At 38.2% G+C, this 19,441-nt stretch carries 18 protein-coding genes; 6 read left to right on the top strand and 12 right to left on the bottom strand.

Annotated features, from left to right (window positions below; translation table 11 throughout):
- The 5 genes from D1B32_RS16595 to D1B32_RS16615 form a co-directional block, all read right to left on the bottom strand.
- Positions 1-1,518, bottom strand: coding sequence for an amidase (locus D1B32_RS16595; RefSeq protein WP_118889937.1), 1,518 nt, complete (start codon positions 1,516-1,518; stop codon positions 1-3).
- 62 nt (positions 1,519-1,580) lie between these two features.
- Complete coding sequence (locus tag D1B32_RS16600) at positions 1,581-3,020, bottom strand: FMN-binding glutamate synthase family protein (protein WP_379600060.1); 1,440 nt, start codon at positions 3,018-3,020, stop codon at positions 1,581-1,583.
- 169 nt (positions 3,021-3,189) lie between these two features.
- Entirely contained in the window at positions 3,190-4,368 is a 1,179-nt protein-coding gene (locus D1B32_RS16605) for a Ger(x)C family spore germination protein (protein WP_118889939.1), read from the bottom strand.
- Positions 4,361-5,467, bottom strand: coding sequence for a GerAB/ArcD/ProY family transporter (locus D1B32_RS16610; RefSeq protein ID WP_118889940.1), 1,107 nt, complete (start codon positions 5,465-5,467; stop codon positions 4,361-4,363). The genes D1B32_RS16605 and D1B32_RS16610 overlap by 8 nt, the downstream gene beginning before the upstream one ends.
- Positions 5,468-5,469: 2 nt before the next feature.
- A complete protein-coding gene (locus D1B32_RS16615; protein ID WP_118889941.1) occupies positions 5,470-7,023 on the bottom strand; it encodes a spore germination protein in 1,554 nt (517 codons plus the stop codon).
- A 147-nt stretch (positions 7,024-7,170) separates the two neighbouring features.
- On the opposite strand from D1B32_RS16615, the gene D1B32_RS16620 reads away from it, so the two are divergent.
- On the top strand, positions 7,171-7,788 hold the full coding sequence (locus D1B32_RS16620; RefSeq protein ID WP_118889942.1) for a flavodoxin family protein: 618 nt from the start codon (positions 7,171-7,173) through the stop codon (positions 7,786-7,788).
- A gap of 280 nt (positions 7,789-8,068) precedes the next feature.
- Here the strand turns inward: D1B32_RS16620 and D1B32_RS16625 are convergent, their stop codons facing one another.
- Together D1B32_RS16625 and D1B32_RS16630 are read right to left on the bottom strand one after the other, a co-directional pair.
- On the bottom strand, positions 8,069-8,311 hold the full coding sequence (locus D1B32_RS16625; protein ID WP_095314259.1) for a hypothetical protein: 243 nt from the start codon (positions 8,309-8,311) through the stop codon (positions 8,069-8,071).
- A 152-nt stretch (positions 8,312-8,463) separates the two neighbouring features.
- Positions 8,464-8,766 (bottom strand): AbrB/MazE/SpoVT family DNA-binding domain-containing protein, encoded by a 303-nt coding sequence (locus D1B32_RS16630; protein ID WP_095314260.1) that lies wholly within the window; start codon positions 8,764-8,766, stop codon positions 8,464-8,466.
- Positions 8,767-9,011: 245 nt separating this feature from the next.
- Here D1B32_RS16630 and D1B32_RS16635 point away from each other — a divergent pair, with 245 nt between their 5' ends.
- From D1B32_RS16635 to D1B32_RS16650, 4 genes are all read left to right on the top strand, one after another.
- The gene (locus D1B32_RS16635) at positions 9,012-9,746 is read left to right on the top strand and encodes a YqjF family protein (protein ID WP_158586276.1); all 735 of its coding nucleotides are present in this window, start codon (positions 9,012-9,014) and stop codon (positions 9,744-9,746) included.
- 272 nt (positions 9,747-10,018) lie between these two features.
- On the top strand, positions 10,019-11,110 hold the full coding sequence (locus tag D1B32_RS16640; RefSeq protein WP_158586277.1) for a GerAB/ArcD/ProY family transporter: 1,092 nt from the start codon (positions 10,019-10,021) through the stop codon (positions 11,108-11,110).
- Positions 11,100-12,548 (top strand): spore germination protein, encoded by a 1,449-nt coding sequence (locus tag D1B32_RS16645; protein WP_158586278.1) that lies wholly within the window; start codon positions 11,100-11,102, stop codon positions 12,546-12,548. The genes D1B32_RS16640 and D1B32_RS16645 overlap by 11 nt, the downstream gene beginning before the upstream one ends.
- A 1-nt stretch (position 12,549) precedes the next feature.
- Positions 12,550-13,680, top strand: coding sequence for a Ger(x)C family spore germination protein (locus D1B32_RS16650; RefSeq protein ID WP_158586279.1), 1,131 nt, complete (start codon positions 12,550-12,552; stop codon positions 13,678-13,680).
- 57 nt (positions 13,681-13,737) lie between these two features.
- Here the strand turns inward: D1B32_RS16650 and D1B32_RS16655 are convergent, their stop codons facing one another.
- The 5 genes from D1B32_RS16655 to cyoE all read right to left on the bottom strand — a co-directional run bounded on the left by D1B32_RS16655 (position 13,738) and on the right by cyoE (position 18,766).
- Complete coding sequence (locus D1B32_RS16655) at positions 13,738-14,769, bottom strand: SPFH domain-containing protein (protein ID WP_095314266.1); 1,032 nt, start codon at positions 14,767-14,769, stop codon at positions 13,738-13,740.
- A gap of 40 nt (positions 14,770-14,809) precedes the next feature.
- On the bottom strand, positions 14,810-15,607 hold the full coding sequence (locus D1B32_RS16660; RefSeq protein WP_118889943.1) for a TPM domain-containing protein: 798 nt from the start codon (positions 15,605-15,607) through the stop codon (positions 14,810-14,812).
- Positions 15,604-16,632: a TFIIB-type zinc ribbon-containing protein gene (locus D1B32_RS16665; RefSeq protein ID WP_095314269.1), complete on the bottom strand. Its 1,029-nt coding sequence runs from the start codon at positions 16,630-16,632 to the stop codon at positions 15,604-15,606. Before D1B32_RS16665 ends, D1B32_RS16660 begins: the two co-directional genes overlap by 4 nt.
- A 57-nt stretch (positions 16,633-16,689) precedes the next feature.
- Positions 16,690-17,466: a PspA/IM30 family protein gene (locus tag D1B32_RS16670; RefSeq protein ID WP_095314271.1), complete on the bottom strand. Its 777-nt coding sequence runs from the start codon at positions 17,464-17,466 to the stop codon at positions 16,690-16,692.
- 400 nt (positions 17,467-17,866) lie between these two features.
- On the bottom strand, positions 17,867-18,766 hold the full coding sequence (gene cyoE / locus D1B32_RS16675) for a heme o synthase (RefSeq protein ID WP_118889944.1): 900 nt from the start codon (positions 18,764-18,766) through the stop codon (positions 17,867-17,869).
- 176 nt (positions 18,767-18,942) lie between these two features.
- On the opposite strand from cyoE, the gene moaC reads away from it, so the two are divergent.
- Positions 18,943-19,434, top strand: coding sequence for a cyclic pyranopterin monophosphate synthase MoaC (gene moaC, locus D1B32_RS16680; RefSeq protein WP_118889945.1), 492 nt, complete (start codon positions 18,943-18,945; stop codon positions 19,432-19,434).
- Positions 19,435-19,441 lie beyond the last annotated feature (7 nt).

Here is a 19,441-nt window from a genome sequence, read left to right on the forward strand (position 1 = left end):
CTACTTCCGATTACTCAGACTCTCTTCAAAATATGGATTTCCCTTCATCCCCACCCATAAGTCAGATTTCTCAAGTTGAACTGCTAGCTGTAATAGCCGGTGTTCTTCGCCTTTTGGTGCCATAACTTGTACCCCTAATGGAAGCCCCTCGCTTGAAAGGTATACAGGCACAGACATCGCTGGCTGACCAGTTAAATTAGCTAGCTGGGTAAACGGGGTATAGGTGAGGCTAGGTAAAAACATCTCATAGATAAGATCTTGTTGTTTTTCTTTGTTTGCTTCCCTTACTTGTAATCGCAGGTTTTCCTGGCTTGCTTTTGAATGGGTTAGCTCGCCAACCTCCGGTGCAGTGCTCGCTGTAGCTGGCGTAATATAAAAATCGTATATTTGATGGAACGATGCCATCTGAGCAGCGGCTACATCCCATGATGCAAGACTTGCAGAAAAATCTGCCGCTGAAAGGGACTTCCCTGCTTCACGAAGCACCCATGTTTCAATCTCTACATCATCAGCAGTAATTGCGCGACCAATTGCTTTTTCCAGTTCTTGAACAGTAAGGCTCATTTCGCCACTGTTCATCATAAAGTAATCCCTCATTAACTGGATACCATCAACACCGTTATCCTTTTCTTCTACATCATGTCCCTGTGCTTCCAGCCACTTTACCGTGTTTTCCACTGCAAGCTTTGCATCCGCACTTACTGGGGTGCCCACAGGAGATTTCGTCGTATAAGCAATCCGCAGCGGCCTACTCAAATCTTCCAGCATCGTTTGATGATAGCTTCCTGGGAATAATGGTGTCTGAAATGCCGCCTCTGGCTGCACAACTTGAAGTAAATCCAACATGCTTGCACTATCTCGGACACTTCTGCTTAAAACAAAATCAATCGATGCACCATGCCATTGCCTGCCAACTCCTGGACCAACTGGCGTCCTTCCTCGTGTAGGCTTTAGACCAAATAGACTAGAAAACGAAGCTGGAATCCGTATGGAGCCACCACCATCACTCGCACCCGCAAGTGGTACAACGCCTGAGGCGATTGCTGCTGCAGCCCCACCACTAGAACCGCCTGGCGAATAACTGGTATTCCATGGATTTCTTGTGGAACCGTAAATTTCAGGCTCTGTAATGTTTTTCAGGCCAAACTCCGGTGCATTTGTATGACCCATGAAATGAAAACCAGCATCGCGAAGCTTTTTCACAAAATAGGAATCATGTTTCGAGCGATTCCCTTTGAGCAGTTTATTACCTGCTGTCATCAGCTCTCCTTCTAGACTTTGAGAGATATTTTTCAGCAAAATAGGGACACCGTTAAACGGAGCATCTTCTATCGATATGCGCTCTGCTTCTTCTAAGGCCTTTTCCATTCTTGAGTGTGCGACAATATTCAAGATAGGATGAACCTCGTTTAATCGTTCGAAGGCAACCGTCATCAATTCTTTTGCGGTAACCTCTTTCATTTGAATCAACTGCGCCATTTCCATGGCATCTAATTTTAAGTATGTTTCCAAATCCATATGTACACTCCTCACAGAAGCATTTTACCCTAGTCTACCATACCTGTTGATTGGTTCCAGTACTATGATTCGGAAGCATTTTTTTGTTTATTCGATTCCTTTGCTTGATTCTTCTCTTGCCATGGTTCAAATGAAAAAGGAATACCTAGCATCTCACTCGTTAATTTGTCATAAGATACTAGGTCTTTTAACGTCATTTCCTTTAACGAACGTTTCCCCATTGCTCTTAGACCTACCTTCATCTCTTCTATGCTTGCCGTTAAAAATTTTGTTGCTGATTGTGCGCCATCTTCTCTATTAAATTTATTTTTAAATTTGCCTTCATTCCATACAACCTGTGTAGGTGGTTCAAACGGTATAGCGTCAAGCGTTTGGCTATGTGCTACTGCAAAAAGCATCGCTGATCCTAGATAAACGGCATCTGCCCCAAGTGCGATCGTTTTTAAAAATTCAGATGGTGTAAATAGACCACCAGATACGATGAGGCTGACCTCCTTTCTTTTGTTACGTTTTTTCAAGTGATTGTTCGCACGTACAACTGCATGCAGGGTCGGTATTCCAAAATCATCTGATAATACTGGAGGCGCTCCGTGGGTTGCAGCTTGCCCGCCATCTACTGCAATATAATCAACTCCCATTTCTATTAATTGATCGATGTCCTGCTCTATTTTTCCGCCAGCACCTAGCTTGGCTCCAATTGGAACTCCACCCGTTAAGTTTCTTAATTCCTCAACTAATTCTTTTAAATCCTTTAACGTTTGATTATCAAAAAAATGCTCATAAATTACTGCCACTTCATCTTCCTTTAACCCCATTACGCTCCGTGCGCGCCCTGTTAAATTTTCAGGCGAAATTCTCCCGCCTACTCCGACAAGCGCTCCTTGGCCGAACTTGATTTCAATCATATTAGCACGCTTTAATAGGCTCTCATCCTTTGACCACTCCGTTTTGGAGAACTGTAAAATATACTTATCAGCTGCATCTAGTTCCTCTGGTAAAACCCCTCCTTCACCAGAATTAATCGCCGTACCTGTCTGCTTTGCTGCATCCGCTAATGCCAGTCGAACTTCTTCACTTAAAGCAATACCATAAGCCATACCGCTAATAAGTAACGGGATTTCAATTTCGAGTGGCTTTTTAGCGTTTGGACCGATAGTAACTTTTATATCAACATCTTCATCACCATCTATGGGAAATGAAGCCACCTGTGCTGGTATAAATGTTAACGTATCCATATGTGGCCAGCTTTTAGACGACCCTAATGGCCGGTGTAAGACATCCCCTGTTTCTGCACGTAAATTGTTTTCAAGAACATTTTGTAATCCCATATGTTTAATACCTGGAATCAATTCGATTAAATTCTCCTGATAGCTATCTGTAAAGAGAATCTTCCCCATTTTCTTCGTCATCCGCTTTAGCAGACCTCTCCAACCTAGCAAGAATATTAATAAGATACTAAGCAGTAAAACAAGTAATATAAGATTAACTACTGAAATGATCATCATTTACAATCACTACCTTCTTTCGTCCTTCTTCCAAGGAGGATCGGCATATTTGTGCAACTTCTGATTAATCTTATAAATGAGATATGGTATTAAAAAAGACAATACGGTACAGAGAAGGATTAACTTTTCAGGTAATCTTCCTATTAGATTTTCCCACATATAATCGTCACTCACTTCCTTGATCCTTGACCCGATCAGTAGCACCTGTTGTTCGAATAATAGCATCTGCTTTTACTTTTACCGTGCTATTCGCAAAAATATTATCGCCTTCGTCCCAGTTTTCCTTTACTTCATTCCATATCTCATAATGTTTTCGCTTTAAAATTTCACTAAAACCAAAAAAATCTAATTTTAGATCCTCCTGTGCTTTTTTAATGGTATTGTTTACTACCTGTTCAATTCTTTCGCTTACTTTTCGTTCTATTTTTGAAAGATACGCTTTATCTAAAAGGCTTTTCTGCCCAAACATCTCACCAATATTACCTTCTGCATCAATTGTTATTTCTATATTAATATCCTCTGGGTCGTTTGCATTGATTTCTATATTACTTTTTACCCTCTTCAACTCATAAACCATTAATTTATTATCCACTTCAATTTTGAAATATCCACCCTCTATTTTATTTTTTATTAGATTCAATCCTGCTGCTTCCTCAAGATTTATTGTTCCAACCAGTCTATTACTTTCCCCATGAAAGACGGCTCCCCCGTTGAAAATTATTTTATCATCAGAAGAAAAGACCCTTGGGATAACATAACTTTGCGGCTCCAATAAATGCTCATGTATCTCTCCAATTCTGGCAGGATCAATTAACCCCGCTAATTTAGTAGTGTTTTCCATAACATTCGTAATATACATGACAGGAAGATTTTCAGTTTCGGGCTCTATCTCAAGTATCTTTTGAGCCTTATCCTCGGAAATAACTACCCTCATTTCTCTCCGCATTTCCTGATCACGAATAAATAAATCCATTATGCCTGCAAATAAATCAGGTTGGCGTGCCACTTCCTCAGAAACAACAATTAATTTTAGATGCTCATAATAAGGTGCACGGCCTACTGCCGTAGACATCAAACGGATGATCTCAAACAAACTTTCACCGGTTTTTGATAAATTGGTAAATGCTTTTTTTTCACTACCAGCTCCAGTGGGCAGGCCTATTCCCGCTGGCACGACGAACTGATTGGTCATTTTCAGCGTAGGATTGTCATTTGCTTGCTGATCTTCAACTAAGTCAATAGCGGTACCAATCACAAATCCACGCTCTTCTATATCGTTTTCATCCCAGCACCCTGAAAGCAAAAGCATCATCCAACATAAATGGATAAGTAATCGTTTATTCATCCCGCTTCACTCCCCTGACTTTAGCGATAACAAACAACAGAGCAAAAACAAGTACACTATAAAATAACATGGATATGCTCATCGCCGCTCCAAATGAATTCACTTCAACTATCTCTTGAGGTAACATACTGATGATATATACAATTGGAACTAAAATAAAAAGTATCTTTGCCTTCAGCATCTTGCTAAAGATAGAGTTAATAGCTAGAACTGCTACATCTAAAGCCATCGATGCCGTATTAAAAATAGCCATAATCCAAATGACAAAAAAAATGGATTCAAATCGTTCAAAAAAACCACCCGGAATATCGACCACTTTCGCCAATTCTACCGTTGGGTAAAGCAAATTTGCTGTTACTTCACGACCAAACACCCCAATGCACAGGAGATACAGCATGATATATAATACAACTGGTATACACATGCCAATTGCAGCCATTTTCGGTGCCTTCTTTGGTTTATCTACTAATGCTATGTAGAACCATAGAATACTAAAGCCAAGGTATGAAGTAACACTTGTATTTAATCCCTTTACATAATCATTAAAGCCCGTCTTGAATACTGGAAATAATTTCTCATAATCAAACCAACCTAAATTAAATACAAAAACGGAAAGCGCTATAAAGAGAATAATCGGCAGAAACATCACATTTAAACGAAACAAACCTGCTCTCGATCCCGAAACCGCATACATCACAACAAGTAGAAATGCGAGTGAGATGATTTCTAGTGGCGTACGATCAAATAAATATTGCTTGGATATATCCGCAATTTGCCGAACTTGAAATGCAGTTATCAATAAGAATAGAATGGCAAATAGAAACGTTAGAACGATTGCTACAGGTCTAGTTGCTATACTGGATGCATAGGTAAGAAATGTTTGATTAACAAAACCCGATGCAAATTTAGCTACTAGCCATGTCATAAGTATTGCAATGAAACCACCGATTATTAAAGGTATCCATCCATCAGAAGCTACTGTAGCTGAAGCCAGATCTTTGGGCAGAGAAAGAATTCCTACACCAATTACCATGGATGGTACAGCAATCATAATCTCCTTCTCACCGATTTTTTCATCTGCATATTTAAAACTTTTCACTGTCAGGAGTCTCCTTTATTCAATGACTTTTTATCCAATGGCTGCATATAAGTTGGACGTCTCTTTATTGTAGTAATTGGTGCACGTAGTATAAGATCCTTCCAGTCACTTAAGAAATTTGGTGCAAAAGGAGTAGTGTACGGAACCCCAAAGCTTTTCAAATTCACAAGATGGACATTGAGCATAATATAACTGAGAATAATTCCATAAAGTCCAAATGTTGCAGCAGCAAGCATCATACCAAATAAAAGAATTCGAAACGAAATAGCAACACTATAGGATGGTAGTGAAAATGATGCAATAGCATTAAGTGCAACAACAATTACCATGGCAGGACTTACTAATCCAGCAGATACCGCAGCTTCTCCTATTACCAGACCACCAACAATACCAATTGTTTGTCCAATTGGTGTTGGTAATCTTGTTCCAGCTTCACGCAAAAGCTCCATTGTTAACGCCATTAGCAATGCTTCAACATATGCAGGAAAAGGAACCCCCTCTCTTGAAGCAGCAATAGAAAAGGCCAAATCTGATGGGATCATTCCCGGATGAAAAGAAACGAGTGCAATATATAATGCGGGCAAAAACATGGCAATAAAAGCAGCAAGATAACGTAAAGCTCGAAGCAAGGTTCCAATTGTCCAGCGTTCATAATAATCCTCAGGCGATTGCAAGGTATTTCCCAAGGTTGCTGGTGCTATTAATACAAATGGAGTACCATCCAATAAGATTGCAACTTTTCCCTCTAACAGTGCTGCAGCTACTTTATCTGGTCTTTCTGTATTTAAGACTTGTGGAAATGGAGATAAAAAACTGTCTTCAATCCATTCTTCAATATAGCCTGATTCTGGTGCATCATCCATATCAATCGTTTCCAGCCTTCGATTAACCTCTTTTACAATATCTGGATTTACAATTCCGTCTATATACGATAGAACAAGATCTTTTTTCGAGCGTCTTCCTACCTGATATGTCTTAAAACGCAAATTAGGATCTCGAATATACCGACGAATCATAACCATATTTGTACGTATATTTTCAATAAACCCTTCTCTTGATCCTCGAATAACCGTTTCTGTAATCGGTTCTTCAATTGAGCGGGTCTTCCAGCCTTTCGTATCCATTATAATTACTTTATCAATGCCATCTAGATAGAAAATTGTGCTCCCACTGAGAATTGCATATGAAATATCGTCTAGTGTAGACCCTTTTTTAATACTGGTGACTGAGAGTATTTCCTGATAAATTTCCTCAAACAGCTCAGATTCTGCTTTAGGCAACGAATCTCTGCCTGTAATTAGCTGCACATTTTTCATTATATTGTTATGTACTAAATTACTATCGACCATTCCGTCAATATAAGCAATTGCACACTTATGTTTAGATCCTTTGATTGTAAACTCTCGAATAACAAGGTCGTTTGGTTTATCCAGTATTTCCTTTAAATTATCCAGATTATTCTCTATTTTTTTTGCAATCTTTTTCACAGAAAAGTTTTCTTCTTTATTCTTCCTTTCCTGTTTCTCTTTTTTTCTAAAAAAATACCGACTTACCATTTAATCCCCTCAAGTCATTTAAATAGTCACTCCTTTTCTTTTTCCCAAATCAGTATTTTTCTATACATCTGGGGATACCAGGCAATAGGATTAGATCCTGCTGAAATAGGGAAAAGACACTATACAGCATAAAAAAGGAGTGTTTTTGTGAAAGCAATTATCTTAAATTGTTCTCTAAAATCATCTGATGAAGTTTCCAATACAAACGCTTTGTTACAAGAATTCATCGATGTCTTCAATCAAAAGAAAGTAGTTACAGAGACCATTCGGGTGGCTGATTACAACATAGCGTTCGGTGTTGAAGGAGATATGGGGAATGGTGATGAGTGGCCAGTAATAGCAGATAAGATAAAAGAGGCAGATATCCTGCTCGTTGGCACACCTTTATGGATTGGTGAAAAGAGCAGTGTGGCTAAAATGGTCATGGAACGAATTAGTGGATCGGGTTCAGAAACGAACGATAAAGGCCAACCGATCTACTACAATAAAGTAGCCGGAGCCGTGGTAACCGGAAATGAGGATGGTGCCAAACATGCAGCTAGAGATATTCTCTTTAGCTTAGGGCACTTTGGTTTCTCCTTACCACCTAACCCTCTATCTTATTGGGTCGGTGAGGCAGGTCCAGGAGCTTCCTATATTGAGGCAGAGGGACAAAACAATGAATTCACCCAAAAAAATGCACAAATTGCCAGCCATAACCTTGTACACCTAGCAAGGATTCTAGCGGATAATCCGATTCCTGCAGAGGGCAATGTCAGTGAATAAAGGAAGGCAATAAATTCATGAACAAAAGCGCAAGCGCCCGGTTAGCGACGTACGGACTGGACTGATCCGGAGGAGATAAAGGAAACACGGCGACCGCAGGGAGCCGATGTTGACTTATCGTACGGAGGTGAGGGAAGTCTCGCTAGTCGCTGGGCGCTGGAGCTGGACGTAGCCGTTTAGGTAACTAAGTTATCCACAGCATTCAAATTTTATAGTTTCCTATGCATGAATAAAGGCATTCGCCAGAAGAATTGGCGAATGCCTTCATATTCATTGGAGGTTATTTTTTCCTTACAACTATATTTTTACTCCCAGAATATAGTCCGCTTGCAGAAAGCCCCAATATCAGTCCGATTATTATACCGCTTTTCAAATCGCCAGGGCTCACATAAAAGATACCTCCAGCTAAACCGAATAGGACAGACGCAATAGGAAGCCACCTCTTAGGCAGACCAGCAGTTTTTAAAATCTCTACTAGACCTACAATAAGAGCGATCAAAGCAACATCATAGACTTCAAACATTGGTAACACCTCCTCACCATAGCTTATGAATGCCTTGTCCTCCCAGTAACGGCAGGATAGCCATTTTTTTATGATGAGGTATATGTTCTACGTTTCCTATAACATTAAGATAAACAAAGCCCTACCAAAGCAGATAGGGCAACAATTTCATGTTAAGAATACGGCTTAATAATAAATGCATTTTGTGTCACTTCTGCATACATACAAAGCTCTGTGTCTGTATCAATTTCCAATATTCTTCTAAATTCGGCTGGTATATTAACCATCCCTCTTGAAGATATAAAGCGCTGGTTCTCGTAATTTTCATTCGTTCCATGAAATATCCATATTTCGTTTCTTAACATTCGTATTTCTACGCGCTCCCCATCCTGAAATCCTAATGCAGCACGCCATTTTTTTGGTAGATTTACCATTCCTAATTTATTAATAGACTTATAATTCACAAGGAAATACATGCCACTCTCCTCCTACATGTGTATTCCTTTTCAGATTCATAGAATAGAATTAAATTTTTTATTAAACCAAGCTTAAGGTAAATTTTTCAAGTTCTATTGCTTAAACAAGTTGGGTTATCGATTATGAAAAACTTCAGCCATGTAATAGTACCATCTTAACAAATTACTTCTTCTTATTAAACCTGTATGAAGAATACTCACCTTCGCATACTAAACTTAAGATTATGTTGGGGGAAGTGACAAATTTGTATCAAGCTATTTTAAAAAGCACAAAGCATCGGGAGTTCCCGCTCCCTAATCGATCTTGGATTTTGACACAGCGGTGGCATCATTTGCTTTTCATTCACCTGCCATTCCCTAAAGACGCAATCAAAGCCCACCTTCCAGAAGGATTGGAATTAGATACGTACGACGGAATGGCATGGATTAGTATTATTCCATTCAAGGTAACTGGAATGCGTCTGCGCAATATGCCAGCCATTCCTTATTTAAGCGCGTATTTAGAATTAAATGTTCGAACATATGTAAAGCGAGAAGGAACATCAGGTGTTTACTTTTTTAGCTTGGATGCTGATAAACTGCTTCCGGTTCTTGGTGCCAGAATGATTACGTTACCGTATTTTCACGCAAATATGAAAATGAAAAAACAGAAAGATCTTTTTTATTTTGAATCCAATCGAAAAAGTCATTCTGAATATAGTTTTAATGGAAGTTACCAACCTATTTCCAAGCCCTATTATCCGGAAAAACACAGTCTTAGTAACTGGCTGCTCGAACGCTATGCCTTATGGACATACAAATACGGGGTGCTTTTCAGAGGTGATATTCATCATACACCATTGGAAGTTCATGACGCAGAAGTCATAATTGAAAAGAATACTATGTTACCCTTCCCTTTTGATGATAATGGTGAAATACAACTATTTCATTACGCTTCATGCAAGCGTGTTTTGATTTGGCCAATTCGGAGGGTTGAATAGCTTTTCTGTCCCCCAGACATGACCCTATTTACGATATCCCTATTTTTCAGCTGGTTAAAGTTTGAAGATTATCGTACCTCCCCACCCTCAAACTCCTTCAGCTAAATCCATGGATTTGGAAACGAATTATATATTGCAGCCGCTTATTTACACTAATTTATACCTCTCCCTCCATCTATCTTCAATTAACAGAACTTCTTCATATAACGCATGCATAACGAAAGATTTTCTTTACACAATATATGATAAGTACACCATTCCGCGGAGGTATCATGAAAAATCCTATTAGCGTTTCCCAGTTCTTTTTTATTTTCCTAATCAGTACTGGTCTGAGCAATCATGTACTAGTCATCCCTTTACTAATCGATGCTGCTGGACGTGATGCTTGGATCAGTGTTTTCGTTGGATATTTTATTAGTATCCCAATCCTTCTTTTAATGGTATATGTTACAAAACACTTCAAAAGCATATCCATTTTTGAATGGCTTGAAACAAATTATAATAAAGCATTTCGTCGTATAATTGCCGTTCTCATTAGTATTTTCCTATTTATCACTGGGTTTATTACATTAAAAGAAACCGTTACCTGGACGCATGAGACCTATTTGCAAGATACTCCTATGCTTGTCGTGGGGATTTCCATTCTTGCAACCTCACTATATATTTCTTATGGAAAATTAAATGTTATTGCCATATGTGCTGGTGTCCTACTTCCGTTTGTCGTTTTATTTGGTTTGCTTGTCACGATTGGTACGATACCAAATAAAAATTACTCACTCATTACACCTGTACTTGTTGAAAATGGCTGGGTCGATATCATAAACGGCTCTATATTTGTTTTTGGTTCATTACTAGAAATATTTCTGCTAATTATGATCCAGCATGAAATCGCAAGAAGAGTAACATTCAAGCACATTTTACTGCTTTCCTTTTTTCTGTTCATTTTAACATTAGGACCACTAATAGGAAGTATTGCTGTTTTTGGAGCGGATGAGGCTGGAAGACTTCGCTATCCAGCATTTCTGCAATGGCGAATCCTTAATATTGGTCAGTACTTTAATCATGTCGACTTTTTATCTATTTATCAATGGCTGTCTGGATCATTTATTCGTTTAGCTCTTATTTTGTATTTAATCACACGAGCTTTCCCATTCAAAAAAAAGAAACAGCGAATTATCGCTCAAGCTGTCATTTGTATCCTTTATTTAATGCTAGTTTTAGCTCCTATATCAGATGAACATTTTTCCTTATTTTTAAAAGACTATTTTTATCCAGGAACTGGCGCTTTTGCCGTAGTCATGATTCTATTTTTAACACTGCTTATCAAAACTTCAAAGAATGGAATGGAAACAGATGAAAAATAATAATGTAGCATTAAAAGAAACATATTTTAAACATCTATTTCAACACTCTTCTGATATAAAAGTTCAAAGATATCCGTTAACACGTGAAAAAAAAGATAAAGAAATTGTCATTACCTATTGCGAAGGCCTAATTAATAGTGATTTATTAGTAGAAAGCATCCTTCCGGAAATTCGAAAATGCCACCATACTAATGACCTTAATGAATTAAGTGATTCAATTTCAATCCCTTGGAATCCGGACAACCCTTCTTTTAAGAACTCTATAAAAGATATGATTTTTAATGGGTACACAGCCATTGTAATAGCAAAAACAGTATACTTTTTTAATACATCTAGTCCTCCAAAAAGGTCTCCTGAGGAATCGACTACGGAAGTCTCCGTGAAGGGACCTCGCGATGCTTTTATCGAGGATATTAGCTCCAATATCGCATTAGTTCGTAAACGGCTGAAAACAGATTCCTTCGTTACAAAGTCATTTACAATTGGAAAACGCAGTAATACAAAGGTTAGTCTCGTTTATATGACGGATATCCAAAGTAAAGAGATAATTAATGAGGTAACTGCACGATTAAATAACATTGATTTAGACGCTTTAAACAGTGACAATCAATTAGCAGAGCTATTAACAGACTCCCGTTACTCCATATTTCCATTACTAAAAAGTGTTTCTCGTCCTGATGGCGTTGTCAGCGGTTTGGTACGTGGACGATTTGCAATATTTATCGATAATGTCCCTAACGTCATTGTGGGACCTGCTAATTTAGGGTATCTATTAAAGTCGTCAGAGGATACACATATGCCATTTTATTATGCTTCATTTGAAATTCTTCTTCGGGTGATCGGATTGGGAATATCTATTTTCCTCCCAGCATTTTGGGTTGCCTTATCTGCATATAATGTAGATCAAATCCCTTTTTCACTACTTGCAACAATTGGAGCTTCACGCTTAGGAATCCCGTTTAACACTACTGTTGAATTATTATTAATGATTGGTCTTTTTGAGCTCTTTCGTGAAGCAGGTGTCCGATTGCCTAAGGCTGTCGGACAGACTGTTGCTGTAGTAGGTGGATTAATTGTGGGTGATGCTGCTATTCGAGCTGGTTTGACATCTCCTACGATGCTAGTGATTTCTTCCATTACCGCCGTTGCAACGTTTACCTTAGGTAATCAATCATTATTTGGAACGGTAACGATTTTACGAATCTTTTCCATCCTTTGTGCGAGCGTGCTGGGGATGTATGGATTTTTCCTTAGTCTATTTTTAATCGTAGGCTATTTAGCAAAGCTTGAGTCATTTGGAATTCCATATTTAAGTCCTGTCTCTCCATTTGTTAAAGGAGATTTTGCTAAATCACTTTTAAAGATTCCTGTTGTACAGCAAGATGAACGTGCTAAAATTCTCAAAACAGAGGACGATGATAGGCAGGAGGACAAATAAATTGAAGGTATGTCATGCTTTATCGTTAGGGATTATACTATTACTCCTATTAAGCGGGTGCTGGGATGAAAAGGAAATTGGGGAAGTTAATTTCGCTACCGCTATTGGAATCGATTTTGTTGATGAAAACTATGTACTTTATGTGCAAATGATGGACTTTTCCAATGTAGCCAAACAAGAGGGAGCGAAACAATCTGCAGATGCACCATTGTTTGTCGGACAAAGTTCAGGAAAAACCTTTAATGAAGCAATGAATAATTTATATAAAACTGCTCAAGCACCCATTAATTGGGGGCAGGTTGGATCTATTATTTATTCAGAATCAGTCTTAGAACAAGGCATCAAAAAGGTTGATCAAGCAATCCGAAGAAATGGAGAGTTTCGATACACACCTTGGGTATACGGAACAAAGGAATCCATTGAGAAAATATTTGGCGTTTCTGGATTCTTCCATTTACCACCAATCTACACAATTTTATTTCAGCCCGAGCAAATTTATAACGTATATTCCTATATTAAGCCTTTGCGGATGCATCGGTTTATTTCAACATATAATGAGCCCGGTGGCACCGCTCTGCTCCCTTCTATATCGATTGATACACATGCTTGGCAGGAGATAGCTGCAAAAGAAGATCAAAAAGAAACATTAAGAATAAATGGGAGCTTCCCTATAGACCAAGGTAAACTTACGGAATGGATGTCCTATGAAGAACTAATAGGTCTAAGATGGATGGATGCTAAAGTCAAAAATACACCGGTTGATATTATCGTGGATGGTGAGCACATAGGAGTAGTGCAAATTACAAGTCCAAAGGCAACCATAAAACAAGTAAATGATGGGGAAGAGGCAATGTTTCAATTCCAGTTAAAAATGAGAGGACATGTTGCAGATCTCGAGGAAAAGATGTCTTCAGAACAAATAGAAAAAATAATCTCGCAACAAGTTAAAGATGATATTATGCAGACATTTCAAGCTAGTGTAGATAAGGATATTGATGTATATAATTTAAAGCATTGGTTATTTCGTAACGGGATGACTCTTGAAGAAGTCAACAATTATCAACTTTCAATGGATAGTCTTAATGAGATTTCGGTTACAGTTCATGTGGAAAGTAAGGGCGTATATGATTGAAAAGTTTGATACTAACGAAATTCAAAAGAAGCAAGAGAATGTCCCTTGCTTCTAATTTTAGATAAACTTATGCCCACAGTTCGGACAGAAGTTTGTTCCAGTTGTTTTTTGTCCGCAATTCGGACAGAAATTTGGTATTTGCTTATTGCTGGAGTCTTGTTGATTAGATGAATTTGATTGGTTATTCTGATTGAAATTGTTGCTTTGATTTGGCTGTTGCTGCTGCCCGGACTGCTGCCCTGTATTCTGATTCATGTTTTGCATCATTTGATTTGCCATATTCATTCCCATCATCATCCCAGCCATATCAGAGGCTGTACCAGATCCAGAAACCTTACCAGAAGCCATTCCATCTGTCATTTTTATTTGCTGATACTTCGCTACATCGCCAACCATTCCATGAGAGGCGCTTTTCGTAACCATGTCCTGCACTTCTTTCGGATAATTAAAGCTCATAATATTGAATCCGGTAATTCTCATGCCGTTATCCATAATCTGCATGTCAAGGTCTTCTTTGATTCCTTGTGAAATCTCAAATGCATTCGCCTGCAGGTTGAAGATATCCTTTCCTTCTCGTGTTATCCATTTCATCAGAAGCTGATCAAGGATTGCCGTAATTCTTATTTTTATATCTTCAACCAGATAGCTTTGCTTCACACCAGCAATCTTATCAATCAAAGCCATATAATCATTTACTTTAAAGTTGAACGTCCCATTTGCTCGAATCGGGATGCCTCCTGGAAGTGTGGGGGTAGGGATATTAATTGCATTTTTCGTTCCCCATTTAACGGTGAACTCTTTCGTATTGACGAATAGTACTTCCACACGCATGCCACTATTAAAACCAAATTTAAACCCTTTTAACGTTGATAGAAAAGGAATAATTTGGGATTCAATATCATAATCTCCATCATCTTCAAAAATTCCTTCAATTCGACCACTATTTAAAAAGATAGCATCCTGACCAGGGCGAATAATAAGCTTACTGCCCTTTTTTATTTCACGATTGCTCCATTTCCAAAAAATCATATCATCTCTAAATTCTTCCCATTCCACTACATCTGAGAGCTGACTTCTAAAAAAAGACATTTGATCATTCCTTTCTCTAAACTTACTCTATAAAACTTAATTAAAAACTGCGGCCACCGCCACTAAATGAACTACCTCCTCCGGTAATTCCTCCGCCACCACCTCTTCCACCTCTACTTTTATTATTATTGGAAGGCTTTCGACGTTTCGTAACGGTTTTATTAACAAACATATCCCTTTTGCTGTTTACTCTTGTATTGTTCTCGTTAAAATACGTGCGGGAGGTAACTGTGACGCGCCCTCCTGAATTATAAACCATGGTACCAACTATAATACCACCAACAGCTAGAGCAACCACGAGTTGAAACCACGTTTTTAACAGTACACTTTCTGGATTTACTCCAGGTCTATACTCCATATAATCATTAGACGTACTTATTGCTTGTTGGAATGCCTGATAAAAATTCTTATCCGAGAGATGGGGAGTAATCTTATCAAGTACTAGCTCGATTCTTTCATTATCTAAGTACTCCTCCCCCCTCTCGAATCCTGCCAGAAAAACCTCTCTCTTGGTTGGATCCACGCTTACAGTTAACAAAATCGTATTCCCTTTAGGTTGGTCATAGCCGAAAGCATGTTCATCATAAAAATCACCCATATACGTTTTGATACTTTTTCCACTTGTATCATTCGTAGTATGAATAATAAAATCGGTTTCTTGTTTTTCACCAAATTCTTTTATGCTACCTTCCAATTCCATGACTTGTTCTTCTGATAAAAGTTCAGCTGAATCATAAATATATTGTTTCGAACTTGCTTCCACTACTTGTAATGAAAATGATGTGAAAATAAATAAACTCGTAAATAAAATTGATAATGTAAGAAAGCGTCTGCTCACCAAAGAACACCTCCAACAGCATAGGAGATAATTTTCAAGGTGACGAATGCAGCTGCAGCAATTCCACCAAACCAGCTAGCTACTTTTCCTAGACTAATTGGTGGTTTCCCAACTATCTTTCCTGTCTGACCGTTCATCGCAAAGGTATGTTCTTGCTTATCAAAATCATAATAAACCATCCAAACAGGTAAAAGAACATAATGTGCTTTTGTTTTTTTCGTACGGATATTTTTACTTTTATAATTTACCGAAGAATATCCACTGATGGTTGAACGAATATAGGAGTCTATGTAGGGCTGCACTTTTGTTTTTACCCGAGAAAACAATTCTTCATCACTAAAATTATATTTTTCTGCAATGTACCCAGCAAGATATGGGGTCTTGAAATCTTTAAACTTTTGATAATCATATGGTTCTAATTTATCCATTAACGTATCATCCAGCTTTTCAGACGCGTCTACAGGTACTTTTACATAGCTTAAATCAATATCACGGTACACATCATAAAATTTCTTCTCCGTATAGATGTAATTTCCCCGCGTATACGTCCTCACCCTTGTTCCGACAGCTTTTACATCTGCTTTACTATCTAAATCATACAACCAAAATGGGACATATAGTCCGGTAATTCCCTTAACTCGATCCGCCGTCATAAATCCTTTAGGCGTCAGACGACCGTTGCGACACCATTTACGGAATGCAGCCATTGCTTCTTCCTTACTGATTGTAAAGGGAATAACCTTTGCTGGGGCCAAATCACCTGAAAGTCGATCTCCAAGAACGACACCCGCTCCACAGAAACTGCAATTGGTTGCTGTAGTGTCTGCTTCTGTAATGATAACTGCTCCACAGTTATTACAATTATACTGCTTCGCTTCATCTTCAGAAAATGTTGTGGTGATAAATTCCTCAGAGAAGTCTTCAATATTATCTTTTCTTCCACAGCTACCACAGGATAACATTCCCGATACAGCATCAAACTCCATATCAGATCCGCAGTTCGGACATTTATAATGAATAACCAATGTTATCCCCTCCTTCCGATGTATAGGCAGGCTACAGTTTATACTGTAGCCTGCAATTTATTGTTCTTCAGTTTTTACTTGTTCCTTTTTGTTTTGAAGCTGTTCTTCACTTTGTACTGGTTCTTGACCATGTAATTGTGCTTTCAACTCTTCCAGTTCATCATCAACATTTAGCTGTGCCTTTAATGCAGAAAGTTCATTCTCAACTTGAGCATTCGAATCATATTTAGCAGTTAGATCATTGATATCTTCACCAGTTCCTTTGTTCAGCTCTGCCATCGCATTTGCTTCATCAAGTGACTGATTGATTTTTGCCTCCATTCGATCAAAGGCTGACATCGAGCGATTTGCTCCGCCCATTGAAGTAGCAAATTCATTTACTTTCTTCTGTGATCTTGCAACAGCTGCTTTTCCTTTTAAAATATTCTTTCTTGCTTCAAGCTCGCCAATATCTGAAACAAGCTTATCATGCATTTGTCTCATCTGCAGGGCGTTTGCAGAAGCTAGCTCATGGGAGGTTCTCAAATCTGCTTCTTTCGCTGTAAGCTCTGCTTTCTTCCCAAGGAACTTTCTTGCATCATCTTCATTTCCTGCTTCTAATGCTTTAACAGCGTATTTCTGCATATTTACAATATCTGACTGACACTCCTCAAGTTCACGTTGTGCCCGCTTTTCAGCTGCCATAATGGATGCAGTCTCAGATTTTACTTTTCCTAAATCTCGATTCAAATCTCGTAAGTACTGATCAATCATCTTCTCCGGATTTTCGGCCTTATCCAACAATGCATTGATGTTACTTGACATAATGTCCCTGAACCTTCTTAAAATCTCCATTCCACATTCTCCTCCATTTTTTATGTTAATTTTATTATCTAACAATCTTTCAGACTAATAAAGCGATATCTTAAAAATAAACGCTTTATTAATATACGAGTGTCTTGGAGAAAAGTTTCATATTCAGAGAAAATTTTTAGAAAACTCGGCATTCGTTAAAGGGATTCTTACGAAAGCGTTCTTTGCTTTCTTAGAAGCCCTTATACTTTGGAGTGCAAGCTTTTAGGCGAATGCCTTAGTTGCATTTATGCAAATTGGTAAGTTTTATACTTTCTTATTTGCCGAGAAGAATGATTAAGGAGATTTTGATGGAGGTGATTCTGAAGTAAAAAAATTGAGCTAGTTACGAATCTTGACTAGCTCAATATACAATGTAAAAGAGAAAGTTTATTAAAGCTTATTACCGAAACATAGGAAGTGTAGTTACCATGCCTAATAAGAAAATAATCATTAGATAGTTAACCGAATAGAGAAAATTCCAATGTGCCCATTTCAAATCATCTTTCACAAAAAATCCAGCGATGGCAAGCACAATCCAACCAATATTAAGAAGCATTGCAATCACAACAAACACCGTTCCTAAAGTTGTTAAAAAAAGCGGAAGCGGTAATAATGCAGCAATATAAATAAACATCTGTCTTTTTGTCATCGTAAAACCATAAACAACTGGTAGCATAGGAACTCCAGCTGCCCGATATTCTTCACATTTTTTCATGGCGATTGCAAATGTGTGCGGTATTTGCCAAATGAATAGTAAAAGAAACAGCGTTAGTGGAACGATATGTATTGCATGATCGACTGCAGCCCAGCCAATCAATGGTGTTACCGCCCCTGAAACACTGCCGATGACCGTATTTAAGGTGTATCTGCGTTTGGACCATATCGTATATAAAAATACATACGTAAACCAACCAATAAAGGCATACAACGTTGTTTCCAGATTGATAAAAACGAGCATTATAAATCCGAATACGGTCGTTACAATCCCAATCGTCAGCACTTGTTTTAATGTAAAGCTTCCCGTAACGGTTGGCCGTTTTTTCGTGCGATCCATAACAGAATCAATATCCGTGTCATACCAATTATTTAATATTAATGCTCCTGCCATAACAAGTGTGGAACCGAAGCTTACAAGCACAAAATCCAGCCACTGAAAATCCTGCCCCGTAAAATGTAATGCTAAAATATATCCTGCAAGAACAGGTAAAAAATTAGCAACCAACACACTAAATTTAACCAATAATTTAAGATCCTCTAAAAGAGAATTTTTAACAGCATGCGAATTTACTTTTTCCTTCATCCAATCACCTCTTACCATACTGCTGCTTTTTAGATTTTGCCGTCCATTGAATTTACTGGATACTTGCTTTAAACTGATTACAGTAGAAGACTTATAAGATTGATATCACTATCTATCATATAACAACTAATTTCTTGTGAACAGCGTTAAAAATATCCTAAAGTCAGGTGACTAAAATGACAAACTTTACACACTTTAATGAACATGGACGAGCAAAAATGGTGGATATCTCTGCCAAAGAGGAATCTGCTCGTAAAGCAATCGCACGATCCAGTGTGCAAATGAAACAAGAAGTTTATGAGAATATTACCGAGCAAAAGAATAAAAAAGGGGATGTCCTATCGGTTGCACAAGTAGCTGGTATCATGGCTGCCAAACAAACCTCAAGCCTCATACCAATGTGCCATCCTATTCCAATCAGTGGAGTGGATTTATCCTTCGAATGGAATGCACTTGAAGACAAGATGTATGAACTTATTATTGATGCGGAAGTAAAAACGGTGGGTGCCACTGGAGTTGAAATGGAAGCACTGACTGCGGCATCCGTAACTGCGCTTACAGTTTACGATATGTGTAAAGCAGTTGATAAAGGCATGATTATCGGTCAAACTTATTTGTTGGAGAAAAGTGGCGGGAAAAGCGGTGATTTTAAAAGGGCTGAGTCTTAGAATCGGT

The sequence above is a fragment of the Oceanobacillus profundus genome, from assembly GCF_003515705.1.
Taxonomy (GTDB): Bacteria; Bacillota; Bacilli; order Bacillales; family Amphibacillaceae; genus Oceanobacillus; species Oceanobacillus profundus.

Coding starts and splice junctions, on each gene's coding strand:
- D1B32_RS16595 (WP_118889937.1), bottom strand. CDS start 1,518: ATGGATTTGGAAACATACTTAAAATTAGATGCCATGGAAATGGCGCAG.
- D1B32_RS16600 (WP_379600060.1), bottom strand. CDS start 3,020: ATGATCATTTCAGTAGTTAATCTTATATTACTTGTTTTACTGCTTAGT.
- D1B32_RS16605 (WP_118889939.1), bottom strand. CDS start 4,368: ATGAATAAACGATTACTTATCCATTTATGTTGGATGATGCTTTTGCTT.
- D1B32_RS16615 (WP_118889941.1), bottom strand. CDS start 7,023: ATGGTAAGTCGGTATTTTTTTAGAAAAAAAGAGAAACAGGAAAGGAAG.
- D1B32_RS16625 (WP_095314259.1), bottom strand. CDS start 8,311: ATGTTTGAAGTCTATGATGTTGCTTTGATCGCTCTTATTGTAGGTCTA.
- D1B32_RS16630 (WP_095314260.1), bottom strand. CDS start 8,766: ATGTATTTCCTTGTGAATTATAAGTCTATTAATAAATTAGGAATGGTA.
- D1B32_RS16640 (WP_158586277.1), top strand. CDS start 10,019: ATGAAAAATCCTATTAGCGTTTCCCAGTTCTTTTTTATTTTCCTAATC.
- D1B32_RS16645 (WP_158586278.1), top strand. CDS start 11,100: ATGAAAAATAATAATGTAGCATTAAAAGAAACATATTTTAAACATCTA.
- D1B32_RS16655 (WP_095314266.1), bottom strand. CDS start 14,769: ATGTCTTTTTTTAGAAGTCAGCTCTCAGATGTAGTGGAATGGGAAGAA.
- D1B32_RS16670 (WP_095314271.1), bottom strand. CDS start 17,466: ATGGAGATTTTAAGAAGGTTCAGGGACATTATGTCAAGTAACATCAAT.
- cyoE (WP_118889944.1), bottom strand. CDS start 18,766: ATGAAGGAAAAAGTAAATTCGCATGCTGTTAAAAATTCTCTTTTAGAG.
- moaC (WP_118889945.1), top strand. CDS start 18,943: ATGACAAACTTTACACACTTTAATGAACATGGACGAGCAAAAATGGTG.